Consider the following 19,406-nt stretch of genomic DNA (forward strand, 5'->3'; position numbering starts at 1 on the left):
TTTAGTATGATACTATATTTTACGTTGTAGAATTTTTGTGCCGCCGGCATTCTGGCGGGCAAAAATGGTGCGGCTACTATACTTTACAGCACCCGTACTACAACCGCTCAGCGCGGGTTGCAAAGCGTTCCGTCAAGAACCGCCTTGTCGCTGGCGAGTCTGAGTTTATATAAGGAGGTGCAGCTTGATGTACGCAATTATTGAAACTGGTGGTAAACAAATTAAAGTAGAAGAAGGGCAAGAAATCTACATTGAGAAAATTGATGCCCAAGAAGGTGAAACGGTAACCTTTGACAAAGTGTTATTGGTCGGCGGCGAAACGGTAAAAATCGGCAATCCTACAGTCGAAGGGGCAACGGTAACTGCGAAAGTGCAAAAACACGGCCGCCAAAAGAAAATTATCGTGTTCAAATATAAGGCGAAAAAGAACTATCGCCGCAAACAAGGCCACCGTCAACCTTATACAAAAGTAGTCATCGAAAAAATTAACGCATAAAGGCGTTGCCGATGATCAAAGTAGACATTGAACGCACGAAGGAAGGCAAAATTCGCGCGTTTACGATGAAAGGGCATGCGCATTTTGCCAAACGTGGACAAGATATTGTCTGTGCCGGCGCATCGGCCGTATCATTCGGCACCGTCAACGCGATTGAAGTGCTGACAAAGATTCGGCTGCATGTTACGCAAGGGGAAAACGGCGGCTATCTTCGCTGTGAGCTTCCTGAAATTGAAGATGCAGCGACGGCAGAGAAAGTTCAGCTTCTTCTTGAAGCGATGCTCGTTTCCCTGCAGACGATAGAGCGTGATTACGGAGAATATATTCGCATTATTCAGCGATAGCAGGAGGTGACACGGATGTTAAGACTAGATCTCCAATTTTTTGCTTCGAAAAAAGGGGTAGGTTCGACGAAGAACGGCCGTGACTCCATTGCGAAACGCCTTGGGGCAAAACGCGCTGACGGCCAATTCGTTACTGGCGGTTCGATCCTTTATCGTCAACGCGGCACAAAAGTTCATCCGGGATTGAACGTTGGACGCGGTAGCGATGATACGCTTTACGCAAAAATCGACGGCATCGTTCGTTTTGAACGTCTTGGCCGCGACCGCAAAAAAGTAAGCGTCTATCCTGTCAGCAAAGAAGCATAAGCAAACATGAAAAAACTCTAACCTTTTGGTTAGAGTTTTTTGTTTTCCGAAAAAGGCGAAAAACCATTCACGTTTTTTGTAAAAAAATGCTATAGTAGAGATAAACGAAAAGTCGTGTAATTTAGGAATAGGAGCGCTATGGATGAAGAAACAATGGAGAATTGTCGATGTATTGCGCCATTCCCGCCACGACTGGCTAAATAAAATTCAGCTCATTAAAGGAAATTTGGCGCTAAATAAAATAGATCGGGTTTATGAAATTATCAATGACATCATTCGTGAGATGCAGCACGAAACAAAGCTGACCAATTTAAAAGCGGTGCAGTTTGCCGAGCTGCTTATGACTTATAACTGGCAGCCGCGGCTTATTTCCTTGGAGTATGAAGTGCTTGGCGAGGAACGTGACTTGTCGCTTTATGATGAAGATTTGACGCAATGGAGCAGCAGCTTTTTAGCGTTTATGGAGAGGCAGGCGGATGGGCAGCAGGAAAATCATATGAGTATTTCCATTGAAGTGATGCCGCAAGGAGCAAACATCTTTTTTGATTATTGCGGGACGATGCAAGATAAAAATGAGGTTAGGCGCTGGCTTCATAACCACCAGCTGCCGCCATCCATTTATCTTGATTCTTTTGACGTACATACGAACGAAATGACCGTACTGATCAAAATTGTATTTAGCTGAGTGCGGACGGAATGGGGAAAGCCGTTTGTTTTTCGTGTGCAGCGGCCTGGCCATTGCCCAGCGTTTTTTATACCATGTTTTTTCGTTTCGCCTTTGCTGTTTTTTCGCAATGAAGCAACATATTATTGACAGCCTTTTCTTTGCTTTTGTATACAATAATAAACAGTGATAGCATTTCAACAACAGATCGGAGGAACGAAGATGTTTGTCGACCAAGTGAAAATTTACGTAAAAGGCGGCGACGGCGGCAACGGAATGGTTGCGTTCCGCCGCGAAAAATACGTGCCAAAAGGCGGACCGGCCGGAGGTGATGGCGGAAAAGGCGGAGATGTTGTCTTTGTCGTCGATGAAGGATTAAGGACGCTGATGGATTTCCGCTATCAGCGCCATTTTAAGGCGGCGCGAGGGGAAAACGGCATGTCGAAAAATCAACACGGAAAAAACGGCGAAGATTTGATCGTTAAAGTACCACCGGGGACGGTTGTCATTGATGCCGATACGAATCAAGTGCTAGCCGATTTAACAGAAAGCGGTCAACGCTTTGTCGTCGCAAAAGGCGGACGAGGCGGACGAGGCAATACACGTTTTGCCACGCCGGCAAACCCGGCGCCGGAAATCGCCGAAAATGGGGAGCCGGGAGAAGAACGCAACGTCATTCTTGAATTGAAGCTGCTTGCCGATGTCGGTTTAGTCGGCTTTCCAAGTGTCGGAAAATCAACGCTTCTTTCCGTTGTTTCCGCGGCGAAGCCAAAAATTGCCGAATATCATTTTACTACGCTCGTTCCTAATTTAGGCGTAGTCGAAACAGATGACGGCAGAAGCTTTGTCATGGCCGATCTGCCTGGATTGATTGAAGGCGCCCATCAAGGCGTCGGGTTAGGCCATCAGTTTTTGCGCCATATCGAACGGACGCGCGTCATCGTTCATGTTATTGATATGGCGGCGACGGAAGGGCGGGATCCGTATGAAGATTATTTAGTGATCAACGAGGAGTTAAAACAATACAATTTGCGTCTGACGGAACGCCCGCAAATTATTGCCGCCAATAAAATGGATATGCCGAATGCCGAGGAAAACTTGCAAAAGTTTAAAGAAAAAATCGGGGACAACGTGCCGATTTTTCCAATTTCTGCGGTGACAAGACAAGGGGTGCGCGAACTGCTATTTGCCATCGCCGACCTTTTAGAAACGACGCCGGAATTCCCGCTTCACGAAGTGGAAGAGCCAGCGGTGCAGCGCGTCGTCTACAAGTATGAAAAAGAGGAGCCGCCGTTTACGATTACAAGAGGCAGCGATGGTTCGTTCATTTTATCTGGGGAAAAAGTAGAAAAACTATTTAAAATGACCGACTTTTCAAGGGAAGAATCTATCCGCCGCTTTGCACGGCAACTGCGGGCGATGGGAGTGGATGACGCGCTACGCGAACGCGGCGCAAAAGATGGCGATATTGTAAGGCTGCTCGATTATGAATTTGAATTTGTCGATTAATGTGAAGGGGGCAGGGGAGGTTTCATTGGATAAAAAATTTTATTTAGTTCGCGAAGACGTATTGCCGGAAGCGATGAAAAAGGTGCTGCTGGCCAAAGAATTGTTAGAGCGCAAAAAAGTCGATTCGGTTGCCGAGGCGGCGCAGCTCGTCGATATCAGCAGAAGCGTATTTTATAAATACCGCGATGCGGTATTTCCGTTCCAGGCCGTTACCAAGGAAAACATTGTTACGTTATTTTTCCATTTGGAAGACCGTTCCGGCACGCTTTCCCAGCTGCTTAGCGTTGTCGCCGCCGCCGGTTGCAACGTGCTGACGATTCATCAGACGATTCCGCTTCAAGGCCGCGCCAATGTTACGTTATCCATTAACACCAATGACATGAAAGAAGATATCAATGAGCTGCTTTCGAAATTGCGGCGGCTCGAGTTTGTCGAAAAGGTAGAGATTGTCGGTTCAGGAGTGTATTAACGCAAGGGAGAGGCAAGGCAATGAAAATAGGCTATTTAGGACCAAAAGCGACATTTACGGACTTAGCGGTAACGACGATATTTCCGGATAGCGAAAAAATTCCATACGATACGATTCCGGAATGCATCGACGCCGTCAGCGAGGAAGAGGTCGATGTCGGCGTCGTGCCGCTCGAAAATGCGTTAGAAGGATCTGTGAATTTAACGTTGGACTATTTAATTCATGAACAATTGCTGCCGATCGTCGGGGAAATCATCGCCCCGATTCAGCAGCATTTAATGGTGCATCCGTACCACGCCCATCATTGGAGGGAGGTAAAAGAAGTTTATTCGCACTCCCACGCGATCGCCCAATGCCATAAATTTTTGCATACGGTTTTGAAAAACGCCAAACAGGTGTATATGACATCAACAAGTGCGGCGGCCAAGTTTGTCAGCGAACACCCGCATCTTCCGGTTGCGGCGATCGCCAACCGGCTGGCAGCACAAGAGTACGGCTTGACGATTGTGCGTGAAAACATTCATGACTACGATTATAACCATACGCGTTTTATTGTCGTCCGCAAACAAAATAAGCCGCTCGATATCGATTCGCCGCTTTATGCGGGCGATAAAACGACGCTTGTCGTCATGCTTCCGAAAGATCAACCCGGCGCGCTTCACCAAGTGCTGTCCGCGTTTGCCTGGCGCAAATTAAACTTAACGAAAATCGAATCCCGCCCTGCCAAAACGGGATTAGGAAACTACTTTTTTATCATTGATATTGACCAAAAGATGGATGAGGTGCTCATCCCCGGAGCCATCGCGGAAATCGAAGCGCTCGGATGCTCTGTGCAAGTGTTAGGAAGCTATCCATATTATTCGATTACAAAGGAAGCGAAAAAATTAAAATAATTCATATGTTATTTATTATGATACCTGTTTTCAGGTGTCATTTTTTTATTCAATAGTATTTTGAGACCAATTTAAATACATAACTTTCAATTTATTTTTAATTATTATAATATTTTAGATATATGCAATCATCTATAACATTTGGAAACGGGAGGTGTTTTGTTTTTTCCATCCAAGTTGACCCAAAAACGAAAGGGTGGTTTCGCCAAGCTGGGAGATTGTTTCAGTCTCAGTCCATTTTCTTTCATTTTTTTGCTGCAAGAATGGCATTGGACTCGGCTGAATTGCGGCATGACTGTTTCCGATAAAAGAGAAATGTGATCATCGTCTTATAGTAGATGAAGACTGGGGGAGGAGGACTGGTATGCCTGAAATGGTCGTGAGCCGTTTTGATGAATTTAACAATTTGGTCAAAATTCTCGAAAAAAATTGGGAGCGTTTTCTTGTAGATGGCGTATTACCACATGGTCACCGACCTATCATTACATCTTCTTGGGAGCGTTGCGTACGAAATCAGGTAGACCCCTTGAAAAAGGAAGCGAGGGTGGTTTACGAGAACTCCTCCTTGCTTGAAAAAAAGGAACAGCACCGATTTCTTCTTGATCTTGCACGACCTTATATAGAAGAGATGTTTCGTTATTTCAATGATGAAGACATCATGGTGGTATTGTGTGATCAAGATGGAATCATTCTTGAAGGAAAAGCCAATGAGAATACGAAGCGCATGTTAGAGCGTATCCGATTTCAACCGGGTGCGGACTGGAACGAGCAAGTAGCGGGAACGAATGCCATTGGCACAGCGCTTATGGAGAAAAAGCCGGTGCAGATTTTTTCGGCTGAACATTTCTGCCAAGGTTGGCATCCGTGGGTTTGCTCTGCTGCCCCTATCCGTGACCCATTTACGGAGCAAATTATCGGTGTATTGAACATGACAGGCAAGAAAAGGCTGGTACAAGCCCATGATATCTTTTTGGTTGTCAGCCAGGCTCAAAAGATCGAGCAAGCTATCGGATTCCATCTCATGCAGCAAAATATTTTCTCGTTTGAATCAGTGTTGGACACCATTCATGACCCTTTCGTTATTTTTGACATGGATGGGAGGATCACCCGGCATAATGATGCCGCCAGATTTTTGCTGGGAATTAAAATAGGAGAACGTATAGAAAGTTACATGGATGCCCCGATTTACCGGAAAGATTTGAAGGATCTGTCGAACAAAGGAATGCAGGCGTTGTTTCGCGGAAAAGATGGAACTGATTGGCGGATCCGCATCCAACCGTATAAAATGGGGACCTATTTGTTTGGGGGAATGGCCATTTTTCAGAAGATCGGCAGCAAAACGTCCGTACACGTCCGCCCAAAGGGCAATAGCACCAGGTATTGCTTTAACCATCTGCTGACGAAGGAACCGTTGATGATAAGATTGATCAAGCTGGCAGGAAAAGCATCATTCAGCGATAAAACGGTGTTGATTACTGGTGAAACGGGAACGGGCAAGGAGGTTCTGGCACAGTCCATTCACGCCTATGGCCCCCGACGGCAAGGACCGTTTGTTGGAGTTAACTGTGGTGCCATACCTAAGGAACTGGTGGCAAGCGAATTATTCGGTTATGAGGGAGGAGCGTTTACTGGGGCAAAATCACAAGGAAAGAAGGGAAAATTTCTTCTCGCTGACAAGGGAACTATTTTTCTGGATGAGATTGGGGATCTCCCGTTGGATGCGCAAGTGTACCTTCTCCGGGTACTAGAGGAACGCGCGGTTTTCCCTATTGGCGGAACGGAGCCGATTCCCATTGACGTAAGGGTTATTGCCGCTACGCATAAGGATTTGAAAAAAGAGATCAAAAAAGGTAATTTCCGAGAAGATCTTTACCATAGGCTGAATGTCATTTCCTTATCGGTTCCTCCATTAAGAGAGCGGCGCGGCGACATTTCTTTATTGGTTGAATCTTTTCTTCGCGATGCCTGTGAAGGGAAGGTTTGTCCGCAAATCGAGGATGAGGTATGGAGGATTTTCCATTCTTACCAGTGGCCGGGGAATATCAGGCAGTTGAAAAATGTAGTGGAACAAGCCATTTTTCATTCCGATGGCGAGGTCATCACGATCAATGATCTTCCACAGGAACTGCTGGCGGGAATGGAAAAACCGTCAATAGATTTAAAAAAGACTCCCGATTCCAACAAATGGACAGGGCGAAAGAAGAAGCTGACCCGGGAAATTTTGATCGAAGTCCTGAAGAAAACAAATGGATGTGTATCGGAAGCAGCCCGGCTGCTAAACGTGTCTCGGATGACGATTTACCGCAAACTGAAAGAATTTGGTTTGGAATAAGGTTCATCGGATATTTCAATTGTCACAAATATTTAAATTGTCACAAATTTAAAATTGTTACATGTGTCACATTTGTCACAAAAGTAACAAAAAGGACGATAAAAAGACAAAAAGGGGCAGAAATGCCTCTTTTTTCGTTATTTTCAGATAATTTAATCATCATTCTAAGTTGGCACACTTCTTGCAATATAAAAAAGCAGAAATGAGAAAAAGGGGGGAATCAAGCGTTAGCAACAATTAGTAGGCTATTGCACACAAAAAACAGAAAAGGAAAGGAGAATCCAATGTGGGAATATTAATCAACATCGACAACGGCGGAACCTTCACGGACGTTTGCCTCGTGGCCGGAGAGCAAGTAGTCCGCACCAAGACGTTGACAACACCTTATGATTTGACCAAATGTTTCATTGAAGTTTTGAAAGCGGGTTCAAAAGAGCTGTACGGCCAGGAAAACCTGCAAAAGCTTTTAGCAGAGACTGACTATATCCGCTATTCCACTACGGCGGGAACGAATGCTATCGTCCAGAAAAAAGGCCCACGTCTTGGCTTGATTTTGCGCGAAGGGGTGGACCCGGCCTTTCTCCTCGAGGGTCAGGAAGAGAGAGAGATGTTTGCGGCCATGGTGGATGATCGGGTGGTGGGAATCAATGTCAACGAAGAGCAAAGCAAACTGGAAGCGAGAGTCGTAGAAGCCGTCAACCGATTGCTGTCACAAGGCGCCAACCGATTGGTAGTCAGTCTGGGCGGGCCAACAATGGTGGAAGACGAAAAGAAAATTCGCAATATCATTCTGCGTAAGTACCCACGCCACTTGCTAGGAGCGGTTCCAGTCCTGTTTTCCCATGAACTGGTGGAAGACCAAGATGACGTTAAGCGGACATGGGGAGCCTTAATCAATTCCTTCCTTCACCCCGGGATGGAACGCTTTTTGTATAATGCGGAAAACTTTTTGCGGGAATACCGCGTGAAAAACCCGATGCTTATTTTTCACAATGATGGAAACTCGGCGAGAGTGGCCAAAACCACAGCGATCAAAACCTATGGGTCGGGTCCGCGTGGAGGAATGGAAGGGACGAAGGCTTTAGCCCAACACTACAAGATCCCGGCATTATTGACCTTGGATATTGGAGGAACGACATCCGATATTGGTTTGGTAAAGGCAGGCCAGATTAAGGAGGATGTATACGGAAGGATCGAAGGGATTTCCACATCATTCTCGCTAAGCGACCTGATTAGCGTGGGTGCAGGAGGAAGCTCGATCTTTAAGGTGGTCGACGGAAAAATTGTGGTGGGGCCGGAAAGTGTAGGGGCAGCACCTGGGCCAGCATGCTTCGGGCGTGGAGGTACGGAACCTACGATTACGGATGCTTATCTTCTCATGGGAGTATTGGATTCCCGTTCTTATTTCCGCGGCAGCATGGTTCTCGATGAATCCCGTGCCCGGGCGGCAATTGAGGAAAAAATCGCGAAGCCGTTGGGGATCGGCCTGGAAGATGCTCTCTTAAAAATGGAACAGGCTTATGTGGAGAAAATCGCTGACGGATTGAGGATCTATCAAAATCAAGCGGATGACGTGACCTTGCTGGCTTTTGGCGGTGCCGGACCGATGAGTGCTTGCGGTGTGGCGAGAGCGGCAGGAATCAAACAGATTATCGTACCTCGCTTGGCTGCAGTTTTCAGTGCTTTCGGAATTACCTTCAGTGATATTGCACATGAATATCAAGCGAACATTGTCGAACTGAACCGTCAGGTATTGCAAGAAAAACTCGACCAGTTGGAAGAACGTGCAAAACGGGATATGTTTGCCGAAGGGTTTGACATTTCCGAGTGTACGATTCACACCCATCTCAGCTTTTTCCGTGAAGGCGAGTACCAAACCATAGATTTTGATAAGAAGGACGGATTGAATGTCGCTTTGGAAGGTGCGTCGGATATTCGACTTCATCTGAAGGTGGTCAAGCCAATCTCTCACTTTAAGTTAGAAGAGAGCAAGGAACTGAAAGACTACAAGCCGCAACCGGCTTATCAGAAATCGATCCTTCATGCAGACAATCAAACGGTTGAGGTTCCTGTTTACCGTTTCGATGACTTGCAGCCAGGTGCTGCCGGTGTTGGCCCGGCCTTGATTGAAGATGAATATTTCACGTGCCGCGTATTGGAAGGCTGGACATTCCGGATTAATGAAAACAAGGATATCTTCTTGCAGGATGAAGGGGGGAAATCGTAATGAAAATCAATATGACTGAGTATTTGGCGATCGATCTAGAAAAAGAGTTGTGGTGCTGCCGCAAGTGCAATCACGAGATAGCGCCGGCACGCGAAAACTATAAAGAAGGTCTGCTTGTGTACAATCGCGACCCGCGGGAAATTCATCGGCCGATTATTAATCCAGACTGGTATGAATTTACCTTCGCCCCGGATCCGAATTGGTGCCAAATCCTCGAGTATTATTGCCCGAGTTGCGCTACCCAGGTTGAAGTGGAGTATCTGCCGCCGGGCCATCCGCCGATTCATGACATGGAATTTGATATCGATGCCTTGAAAGAGCGCTATTTAACAAGAAAGGGGAAATGAGCCGTGAAGCAAGTAAGTGTGGATATTGGTGGAACCTTCACCGACTGCTTTTTGGTATGGGATGACATTTATCTGGAAACGAAAGCGTTAACAACACACCACAACCTGGCTCTTGGTTTTATGGACGCACTTGAGCAAGCGTGCAAAGAGCTCGGGAAAGACATTCGTACCGTGCTTTCCCAATTGGATTCCATCCGATATGCAACGACCTTGGGAACGAATGCCCTCATCGAACGAAAAGGACCGAAAATCGGTTTATTGACCACAGCCGGTTATGAGAGTCAAGTTCCTTTAAGCCGCGGCCGCGGATATGGCGATGGCTTGACCCCACTAGAGCAGCAGGATTTGCCCGCCGCTCGGCGTCCGGAACCGATTGTGCCGATTCCCATGATCGCAGGGGTTCGCGAGCGGATCGACTATAAAGGGGATATTGTGATGCCGCTCGATGAAGAACATCTTCGCAAACAAATCCGGCTTCTCGTTGACCGCGGGGCCCAGGCGTTCGTCATCGGTCTGATGAATTCCGTCGTCAATCCGGTGCACGAACGCCGCGTGGAAGAAATTATTCACGAAGAATATCCTACGCATATGTTAGGCGCGATTCCGGTTATTTTGTCCCATCAGGTTGCTGAACGCAAAGGGGAGTATGTGCGCATCACCTCCGCGATTTTGGATGCCTACCTACATGACCAAATGTATCACGCGTTGAGCTCGCTGGAAATGACGCTGAAAGAATACGGCTATAACAAACCGATGCTGGTCGTACACAATATCGGCGGTATGGCTCAGCTGAACTCCACCCATGCCCTGCAAACCATCCATTCCGGTCCGACTGCGGGGATCAATGCGGCTGAACACCTCTCGGAAGAATTTGAGGTTGGGCACCTGGTGGCCATGGATATGGGGGGAACAAGCTGCGATATCGGGATCGTTGTCGGCGGCGGGATCCGCTTCTATGATTTCAACCCGGTCATTGACCGCTGGCTGGTCAGCGTCCCGATGCTCCATTTGGGAATTATCGGTGCCGGCGGAGGTTCTATCGCGCGTTATGATAAAACACTGAAACACATTGAAGTAGGACCAGCCAGCGCCGGTTCCGATCCCGGTCCCGCATGCTTCGACCGCGGCGGAATGAATCCGACGGTTACGGATGCCGACTTGATTTTGGGCTATCTGGATCCGGAGTATTACGCCGAAGGCCATATCAGCTTGAACAAAAAACGCGCTGAATTTGCCATTCGCGAAGCGATTTGCGAAGAGCTGGATATCGACGTGGTGGAAGCGGCTCGTCAGATCAAGAAGAAAGTGGACACCAATATGGCCCATGCCATTTTCAAGGAGCTCGGCGTAAAAGGGTATGATCCGAAAAACTTCACGCTGCTGGCTTATGGCGGTAACGGTCCGCTGCACTGCTGCGGTATCGCCAAAGTACTTGAGATGGAGAAGATTCTCATCCCGCCTTTCTCTCCGATCTTCTCGGCAGTGGGAGCGGGCATCATGAATCTCGTCAATATTCATGAAAAATCCGTTTTCATGAACATTTATGATTCTAATACGCGCAGTCTCTTTAGCGAATTTGACCGCTTCAATCAATATGTAGAGGAATTGGAAGAGGCAGGAAGAGAAGAGCTGCTGCGCCAAGGTATTCCAGCGGAAGCCATCCAGCACCGCTTGGAATTGGACATGCGGTACGGAAACCAATTGACCCAGACCTCCGTTATCTCACCCGTCAACCGCTTGAATAACATGTCCGAAGTGCTGCAACTGGTTGAGGCTTTCAGCGTCAACTATGGTGAACGTTTTGGGGAAGGCAGCCAGCAGCCTGAAGCGGGGATCCGCATCAATACGATTCGTGTCCTGTCCTACGTCGAGCTGGATCGGATCGAATTCAAAAAGCCGGTGGAAGGCCCAGCGAAAACACCGAAGCCGCATAGCCAACGTGAATGCTACTTTGTTGATATCGAAGGTCCCGTATTGACCAATGTGTATCGCACGCAAACGATTGAACCTGGTTCTGTGATCGAAGGACCTGCGCTGGTCGAATCGCCGCGCACGACGTATTTGATTGAGCCGGGTTGGAAATTGGTGATGGGCGAACAAAACTCGGCCTGGATCGTCAGAACCCAGAAGGACAGTCTTGTGGAAAAAATGGAACTCGAATCGCTGGGCAAAAATTAAAAAAGGGAGTGTGGAACGATGGCTATTGATGTGAACAAACGCGAACAAGAGCTGGTAGAGAAATTTTTAAAAAAAACCACCCTTTTCCTCGGTCCAACGCCGGAATTGATGCAAGACCATACTCTAGCTCCGATTACGGAGAGAGAAGTGGAAGCCATCCGCAAGGTCAACAATCCTTCCGTGCTTAGTGTGGCGCGCAGCAAAATGCAGGCGGGAACCAACGAAGCCTTCGAAATGTTGGAGCAAATCGGGGCCGCACCCGGTGCGAAATGGGGAGATTTGGTTTGCGGGATCTTTACGGCGAAAGGGGACTTGTCCATCGTCAGCTCTGGTGGGGTGCTCATCTTCGCCGGATGTACTCAATACGGCGTAAAATATATTGTGCAAAACTGGTTGAACGATCCTGAGGTAGGCGTCAAACCTGGCGATATCTTTTATTACAACGACGCCCGCTATGGCGGGGTCCACAATACCGACCAAAACCTGATTTTGCCGGTCTTCCACGAAGGGGAGTTAATCGCTTGGATCGTTACGGTTGTCCATGAAGGGGAAAACGGAGCGATTGAACCGGGCGGAATGCCATCCGCTGCCGAACAGGTGTATGACCAAGGGCTGATGATTTCACCGATTAAGGTCGGAGAAAATTATAAGTTTTACAAAGACCTTGTTACGTATTTCCAAAACTCGGTACGTGAGCCGAAATTGCAATTGGTGGATATGAAAGCCAAGCTTCATGCCGCCCTCCGGATTGAACAGCGCATTAAGGAAACGATTGAGGAATACGGCGTGGATGCGGTGATTGCGGTATTGAGAAAAACCTTGGACGATACGGTGGAAGAAGTCAAGCGCCGCATTTCCCAATGGCCGGATGGAAAAGTGCGGATGATGGGAATTGCAGACAGCACCTTGCGTGAAAACCTATTAATTAAGGTGAATCTCGAGCTGACCAAAAAAGGAGATGAACTTACGCTTGATTTCCGCGGGTCATCACCCGAGTTCGCCAATCGCCCGAACAACTCGGTCACCAGTGCGATGAAAGGGATGCTCGCACAGTTGTTCCTTTCCTTTGTCTGGCCGGATCTTCCTAGGAACCAGGCGGTGTTGGCTCCGATGAAGTTTATCATTGATGAACATTCTATCTATAATGCTTCCTACGACGTTCCGAACGCGCAAAGTATGATGACCTTCTTCCCGGCGTTTACGGTAACGCAGGCGGCTTTGGCCAAATTCTTGTACAGCAGCCCGGAAAAAGCGACGAAGGTTCTGGCTCCTTGGTACAACATGATTCGAACTTGTATTTATGGTGGGGTCACCCAACACGGGGAAACCGTAGGTAACTTGTGCGCAGACTTGAACGGGATGCCGGGCGGAGCAAGGGAAGGTCTCGACGGCGAGCATGCCATTGCGCCGATCTTTGCCCCGATGGCGGAGCAAGGGGAGCAAGAGCTGATTGAGGAAGAAGTGCCGATTATGCAGCTTTCCCGTCGGCTTATGAAAGACAACCAGGGATTCGGGAAGTATCGCGGCGGACAGGGTTATCAGATGTTCATCACGCAAAAGGATTCCGATTTCTTCGGGTTCATGTCAACGACCATCGGTTCCAAATATCCGTCCACGTATGGGATTTTTGGAGGTTATGGCTGCCCGACATACCCGCTGTGCAAAATCAAGGGCGTCAATATTTTCGAGATTATGAAAAATGAACCGGAAAAGATGGTCTATACAACCGAAGAGATCATGAACAATCGTCCGTTCGAAAACGCCACCTACACCACGCATCACTTCGGAATGCAGTTTGAACTGGCCGAAGAAGGCGAAATCTATATCTATACGCAAGGGGCAGGCGGCGGATACGGAGACGTGCTCGACCGTGATCCGGAATTGGTGATTAAGGACGTGGAGGAAGATCTGATCTCGCAAGAAACCGCCAATAACATTTACAAGGTATTCTATGATCCGGAAACGCTCGTACTGGACGTAGAAAAAACCGAAGAAGCACGGAGGCAGGAGAGAGAAGCACGGAAAAAACGCGGTGTTCCTTATCGTGAATTCGTGAAGAATTGGGTAACGGATGAACCGCCTGCCCATCTTCCGTTCTATGGCTGCTGGAAGGATAGAGAGATTATTTATGCCGGATCGCCTGACAACAAAATGACGGAAGGCAACCTGAAGGCCGTATGGCTGCCGAATCCGAAGGATGTGCGAATCGCTCAATTGGAGGCGGAACTGGAAGCCTTGAAAAACAAACAAAAACAATAACGAACAAGTCAGCAAGGGGGGAGTATTCAAATGGATTTAAAAAGAAAGGTGTGGCTGGATTTTATACCCTACGCAAACCGCCTGTTTTCCGGTGGAAGAAATGATATTTGGCAAAATCCAGATACCTTTTTATCTGTCTATAGCCAAGGTCAGGGATTGCTGCGGTCGGACGTACTGAATATTCCTGTAGGCGAAGTGTATGTAAGACTATTGGAGCGGGAATCCGGTTTAGTTGAAGAATGGGCAGGAAAGAGACCGACATTCGCCTTGAAAAAGCTTCTTGCCCTTGACGAACCACGGGAGTTTTTGAGGGAAGTGTTAGCCGGATTGCAAAATCTTTACCGAGGAGTTCAGCCCATTGTCTTAACGCTCCCCTCTCCCCAAAAATGGCTTCAATGGCTGCACACAAAGGTTCGTCCGGGACAAGAGATCTCTATAAACAGCGATGATGTGGAAGCTGCGGCCATGTATTTAGCGGAATATGTACGCGCTTTTTCCACCTCAGGTTTGGCGGCCGTTGTGTTGGAAGAACCTGCTGATCCGGTTATTCAGCACAAGGAAGCGATCCCCCTGTATCAGCCGATTGTAAATCTGGTAAACCATTATCAATGGTCGGTGGGAATATCCCTAAGCGGAGCGACGGTAGAATTTTCTGAAGGGGACGATGAAGTCGACTTCTATCTCATGTCAAATGCAGACCCGGCAGCAATAAGCGGTTATTGGGAGAAGGGGTTAAATATCGGTGGGGGATTAAACAGGAACTTCTGGTCGGGTGAGCAAAATGTGCCCCCACTCTCCGATAGTGGGTTTGCTTATGGGGAAATTCCGGAAGAGGCTGAACCGGAAATGGTTCTGTCCCAATTGAAAAAGCTGCGGTCATAATGAATTTTGAAACCATCCATAATCTCGTGGCCTATCTGGGTCACGAGGTTCTTTTCTAAATGGCATAGGGATTGGTTTGTAAACGATACCAGAAGGAGGTACAACTATGTTCAACCCCTATTTAACTTTGAAAAGTCTCTATCGAAAAGCGCTCTATCAACATGGCGAAAAGATAGCCGCAGTATTTGAAGGGAAATCGATTACCTATAGAGAACTGCTGAAATCCGCCAATCGTGTGGCCCGGGCATTGATTCGCTGTGGGGTGAAACTGGATACCCGGGTGGCATTGCTGATGTCGAACTGCTTGGAGTACGTCATCAGTGATATGGGCATCATTCAAGCTGGTGCTGCAAAAGTTCCTTTGAATGATATGTTGGGAGAAAAAGAAATTTCTTATATATTAAAGGACTCGAATGCGGAAGTCGTGATCGTGGGCAGGAACTTTTTCGATGTTTTGAACAAAATCAAGGATGATTTACCGGAACTTAAAACGATCGTGGGGATTGCTCCGGCGGAACAGTGCCCGGATGGCTTTATTTCGTGGGAAGACTTTCAAGCCAATGAACCAGAAACAGACGTGGATGTTAAAGTTTCCTCGAATAACCTAGCCTTGATCATCTATACCGGGGGGACAACCGGTTTGCCCAAGGGGGTTGTACACACCCAAGAGAACATTGTGATAAATCTGTTTTCACATATCATTGAGCTTGGTTTGCAGGATGATGAAAGAATACTGTTAACATCTCCTTTGCCGCATAGTGCAGGTTTTATTCTATCGGCTGGCTTGATCAAAGGGGCCGTCAATTTCATTGAACGCAAATTCGATCCGCAAGGGGTCCTCGATCATCTGGAAAAGAACAAGATTACCTTAACATTTATGGTGCCAACCATGATTTATCGCATCATGGACCAAATCCAGGGGCGGGAATACGATTTCAGTTCGCTTCGAACCATTCTCTACGGTGCAGCGCCGATTACCGTGGAACGGCTGAAACAAGGGCTTGAAATCTTTGGGCCCGTTTTTACGCAGCTGTTTGGACAATCCGAAGCGCCGAATTTCATTACCCGCTTGAAAAAATCGGATCACACGATAGATCCCTCTTATGAAAGACGGTTAAGAAGCTGTGGACAACCGGTTGCGATGTCCGAGGTCAAAATTGTGGATGAAGAAGGCAATGAAGTTCCGCGTGGAGAGAAGGGCGAAATTATCGCGTGGACTCCTTATAACATGATCGGGTATCACAAGCAGCCGGATAAGACTGCTGAAACATTGACAGACGGTTGGCTGCATACGGGGGATGTCGGAATGATGGATGAAGACGGGTATGTCTACTTGCTGGACCGCAAGAAAGATATGATCATTACCGGCGGAATGAACGTGTATACGACCGAAGTCGAGAATGCCATTCAAAAGCATCCCGGAGTAAGCCAAGTTGCCGTAATTGGAGTTCCCCACCCGGACTGGGGGGAAGCGGTAATGGCCATCATTGTGCCAAAAGAAGGTTATTCCTTGACGGAGGAAAACATTCGGGAACTGTGCGCCAAGGAACTATCCAAATACAAGCGGCCTAAGGAAATTCGATTTGTCGATGCACTGCCTCTGACCCCGTACGGAAAAATCGACAAAAAAGCGCTGCGCAAGCCTTATTGGGATTTGGCAAGCCGGAATATCAATTAGACAGGGGGGATCAACGGTGTTGGAAACGACAATCAGCGAATTGTTCGATAAAGCGGTGAAACAATATCCGGACAAAATCGCGGTAAAAGACCAACGCCGTCGCATCACGTACGCGGAAATCGGGGAAGAAGTCAACCGTTGTGCAAACGCCCTTTTTCAAAAGGGGACACAGCCCGGAGACCGTGTAGCCTTATGGATGCAAAACTGCATTGAATACATTGTTTGCGATTTTGCCATTGCCAAACTTGGGGCTGTCCGCGTGCCGCTGAATACCTTTTTAAGTGATGCGGAAGTGGCTTACCGGCTCGAGGATGCCGGGGCTAAAGCGGTGATATGCGGCAGTGAATACATGGAACGTGTGCAAAATATCCTACAACAAACCTCCACCGAGCCGATGGTAATCACGGTGGGAAACGAAGGGGAACACAGCCTAAAGTCTTTGATCGAGAAGGCCTCTCCTGAGCCTCCGAAGATTGCGGTTGGATACGAAGATTTGGCAGCAATCATGTACACGGGGGGCACGACCGGCCGTTCTAAAGGGGTCATGCATACGCACAAATCAACGATTTCCCTCATGTATAGCGAAATCGTTGAGTTTGAGCTGGAACGCGGGGTGGTGATGTTGCACGTGGCGCCGCTACCCCATGCGGCTGGTTTCATGATTCTGCCAGGTCTGCTGCGCGGAGGGACACATATTCTTCAGCAAGGTTTTGATCCGCAGAAGTTCTGCGAGACTGTGGAAAAGGAAAAAGTGACATTTGCATTTCTCGTTCCGACCATGATTTATGCACTGCTCGATTTTCCGGGTCTTCAATCATATGATTTATCCAGCCTTCGTACCTTGATTTACGGTGCTGCGCCGATGGCTCCGTCCCGGATCAAACAGGCGTTAGAAGCTTGGGGTCCCGTTTTGGTCCAAGTATATTCACAAATGGAAGTGGCCAACCAAACGACGATCTTAACTAAATCAGATCATCTAATTTGTTCTGTAGAGGAGGAGAAGCGGCTGTCTTCCTGTGGCCGTCCAATCATCATGTCCCAGGTGAAAATTGTCGACGAGGAAGGCAGGGAGGTTCCGACGGGAACGGTCGGGGAAATTGTCACCCGGGGTCCGCATATGATGAAAGGCTATTGGAAGATGGAAGAAGAAACCGAAAAAACGATCCGCAATGGCTGGCTGCATACCGGAGACATGGCATATCAGGATGAGGCAGGTTACATTTACTTAGTGGACCGCAAGAAGGATATGATTATCAGCGGTGGATTCAACGTCTACACCACGGCGGTAGAGAAAGCCCTGTTTGAACATCCAAGCGTTCGCCAGGCGACGGTAATCGGGGTTCCGGACGAAAAATGGGGGGAAGCGGTAAAAGCGTTTGTGGTGGCAGATCCAGCCAGCCGACTCAGTGAAGAAGAGCTGATTCAATTTTGCAAACAACGCTTAGCCAAATATGAAGTGCCAAAATCGATTGAATTTGTCGACTCGCTTCCTTTGACCGCCTATGGAAAAATTGACAAAAAGGCCTTGCGGGCGCCTTTCTGGGCGAATAAGGAGCGGCAAATAAACTAATTGTGGGAGGGAGCAAAATGCAAAAAGTCGTTGTGCTTGGAGTTGGCATGACCCGGTTCGGCAAGTATCCAGAACGGAGTTTGAAAGAATTGGCACGGGAAGCGCTTCATGGGGCGTTAACGGACGCAGGAATCAGCCTTTCGCAGATTGAAGCGGCTTATGTAGGAAATGCGATGGCCGGCATCATTACAGGGCAAGAATGCATCCGCGGGCAAGTGATGTTGTCAGGAACAGGCTTGGAAGGGATTCCTATTTTCAATGTCGAAAATGCTTGTGCCAGCGGCTCTTCCGCTTTCCATATGGCGTGGCTGGCTGTTGCTTCAGGGATGTATGATGTGGTACTTGCCTTGGGGGCTGAAAAAATGATTCATCCCGAGCGTACGAGAGCCTTTCAGGCCTTGAAAGGGGCCGCGGATGTGGAAGAGCTCGACAAGTTCCCGGGAGGCGGCAAGGACAGGGACAACCAAAGTTTGTTTATGGATTACTATGCGATGGAAGCCCGCGAACATATGGAACTATATGGAACGAGCATTGAAACCTTCGCCAAAATCGCGGTGAAAAACAGCCGTAACGGAAGCTTGAATCCCAACGCCCAGTATCAAAAACAACAAACGCTCGAGGATGTCCTAGGGTCGCGGATCATTAGCGATCCTTTGCGCCTTCTCATGTGTTCGCCGTTAAGCGATGGGGCGGCCGCCGCCATCCTTTGCAGTGAGAAAGTTTCCAGACAGCTGACGAACCATCCGGTGTTTGTCGCAAGCTCCGTGGTTTATTCGAGTAACCGAAGCGGTGATGTAGGTCCGTCCAACACCGAAAGGGCAGCGGCTAAAGCTTATGCGTTGGCTGGAATCGAGCCATCGGATGTGCAGGTGGCGGAAGTTCACGATGCTGCAGCTCCCGGGGAGCTTTGGGCGTATGAACATTTAGGATTTTGCGCACCGGGGGATGCGGCACAGCTGGTGGAATCCGGAGCCACCGAAATCGGAGGACGGATTCCTGTCAATCCTAGCGGCGGGTTGATTGCCAAGGGTCATCCAGTAGGAGCTACTGGGATTGCCCAGATTGCTGAAATAGTCTGGCAGCTTCGGGGCCAGGCGGGAAAAAGGCAAATTCCGGGGCAAGCGAAGGTTGGATTGACACACAATGTGGGCGGTTTTCTGAATGGCGGAAACGCTGCCGTAGCCATTCATATTCTGACTCGTTAACGTATTCACCTCGGAAAACTCGACATGGAAAATTCCATTTTTGCATG

Annotated in this window: 16 protein-coding genes and 1 other annotated feature; all 16 genes read left to right on the forward strand. The window is 48.1% G+C overall.

Translation table 11 applies throughout. The features are described from left to right. Nucleotides 1-91 precede the first annotated feature (91 nt). Nucleotides 92-171 (forward strand) — a sequence feature (ribosomal protein L21 leader region). Between the two features lie 16 nt (nt 172-187). The 16 genes from rplU to AC1WMD_RS04950 all read left to right on the forward strand — a co-directional run bounded on the left by rplU (nt 188) and on the right by AC1WMD_RS04950 (nt 19,359). Further along, the gene (gene rplU / locus AC1WMD_RS04875; protein ID WP_017435524.1) at nt 188-496 is read left to right on the forward strand and encodes a 50S ribosomal protein L21; all 309 of its coding nucleotides are present in this window, start codon (nt 188-190) and stop codon (nt 494-496) included. 11 nt (nt 497-507) lie between these two features. Next, nucleotides 508-840 (forward strand): ribosomal-processing cysteine protease Prp, encoded by a 333-nt coding sequence (locus AC1WMD_RS04880; protein ID WP_043905627.1) that lies wholly within the window; start codon nt 508-510, stop codon nt 838-840. Between the two features lie 15 nt (nt 841-855). Then, nucleotides 856-1,146, forward strand: a complete 291-nt coding sequence (rpmA, locus tag AC1WMD_RS04885; protein ID WP_043905626.1) for a 50S ribosomal protein L27 — start codon at nt 856-858, stop codon at nt 1,144-1,146. A 142-nt stretch (nt 1,147-1,288) separates the two neighbouring features. Next, nucleotides 1,289-1,831, forward strand: coding sequence for a sporulation initiation phosphotransferase B (locus tag AC1WMD_RS04890; protein ID WP_043905625.1), 543 nt, complete (start codon nt 1,289-1,291; stop codon nt 1,829-1,831). Nucleotides 1,832-2,032: 201 nt separating this feature from the next. Then, nucleotides 2,033-3,319 (forward strand): GTPase ObgE, encoded by a 1,287-nt coding sequence (obgE, locus tag AC1WMD_RS04895; RefSeq protein WP_494256163.1) that lies wholly within the window; start codon nt 2,033-2,035, stop codon nt 3,317-3,319. 25 nt (nt 3,320-3,344) lie between these two features. Continuing rightward, nucleotides 3,345-3,788 (forward strand): transcriptional regulator ThrR, encoded by a 444-nt coding sequence (thrR, locus tag AC1WMD_RS04900; RefSeq protein ID WP_043905623.1) that lies wholly within the window; start codon nt 3,345-3,347, stop codon nt 3,786-3,788. A 20-nt stretch (nt 3,789-3,808) separates the two neighbouring features. After that, entirely contained in the window at nt 3,809-4,681 is an 873-nt protein-coding gene (pheA, locus tag AC1WMD_RS04905; protein ID WP_494256164.1) for a prephenate dehydratase, read from the forward strand. Nucleotides 4,682-5,045: 364 nt separating this feature from the next. Then, nucleotides 5,046-7,013 (forward strand): sigma-54-dependent Fis family transcriptional regulator, encoded by a 1,968-nt coding sequence (locus tag AC1WMD_RS04910; protein ID WP_494256165.1) that lies wholly within the window; start codon nt 5,046-5,048, stop codon nt 7,011-7,013. 286 nt (nt 7,014-7,299) lie between these two features. After that, nucleotides 7,300-9,240, forward strand: coding sequence for a hydantoinase/oxoprolinase family protein (locus tag AC1WMD_RS04915; RefSeq protein WP_494256167.1), 1,941 nt, complete (start codon nt 7,300-7,302; stop codon nt 9,238-9,240). Continuing rightward, nucleotides 9,240-9,587 (forward strand): acetone carboxylase subunit gamma, encoded by a 348-nt coding sequence (locus AC1WMD_RS04920; protein WP_044894651.1) that lies wholly within the window; start codon nt 9,240-9,242, stop codon nt 9,585-9,587. Before AC1WMD_RS04915 ends, AC1WMD_RS04920 begins: the two co-directional genes overlap by 1 nt. Before the next feature lie 3 nt (nt 9,588-9,590). Beyond that, nucleotides 9,591-11,765 (forward strand): hydantoinase/oxoprolinase family protein, encoded by a 2,175-nt coding sequence (locus AC1WMD_RS04925; protein ID WP_494256168.1) that lies wholly within the window; start codon nt 9,591-9,593, stop codon nt 11,763-11,765. A gap of 18 nt (nt 11,766-11,783) precedes the next feature. Further along, nucleotides 11,784-14,024: a hydantoinase B/oxoprolinase family protein gene (locus AC1WMD_RS04930; RefSeq protein WP_494256169.1), complete on the forward strand. Its 2,241-nt coding sequence runs from the start codon at nt 11,784-11,786 to the stop codon at nt 14,022-14,024. Between the two features lie 30 nt (nt 14,025-14,054). Further along, nucleotides 14,055-14,906 (forward strand): hypothetical protein, encoded by an 852-nt coding sequence (locus tag AC1WMD_RS04935; protein ID WP_494256170.1) that lies wholly within the window; start codon nt 14,055-14,057, stop codon nt 14,904-14,906. 106 nt (nt 14,907-15,012) lie between these two features. Then, a complete protein-coding gene (locus AC1WMD_RS04940; protein WP_494256171.1) occupies nt 15,013-16,584 on the forward strand; it encodes a class I adenylate-forming enzyme family protein in 1,572 nt (523 codons plus the stop codon). Nucleotides 16,585-16,600: 16 nt separating this feature from the next. Beyond that, nucleotides 16,601-18,154, forward strand: coding sequence for a long-chain-fatty-acid--CoA ligase (locus tag AC1WMD_RS04945; protein ID WP_494256172.1), 1,554 nt, complete (start codon nt 16,601-16,603; stop codon nt 18,152-18,154). A 17-nt stretch (nt 18,155-18,171) separates the two neighbouring features. Then, nucleotides 18,172-19,359 (forward strand): thiolase family protein, encoded by a 1,188-nt coding sequence (locus tag AC1WMD_RS04950; RefSeq protein WP_494256173.1) that lies wholly within the window; start codon nt 18,172-18,174, stop codon nt 19,357-19,359. The last annotated feature ends 47 nt before the right edge of the window (nt 19,360-19,406 follow it).

The organism is Parageobacillus sp. NEAU-HV-2 (assembly GCF_059115485.1).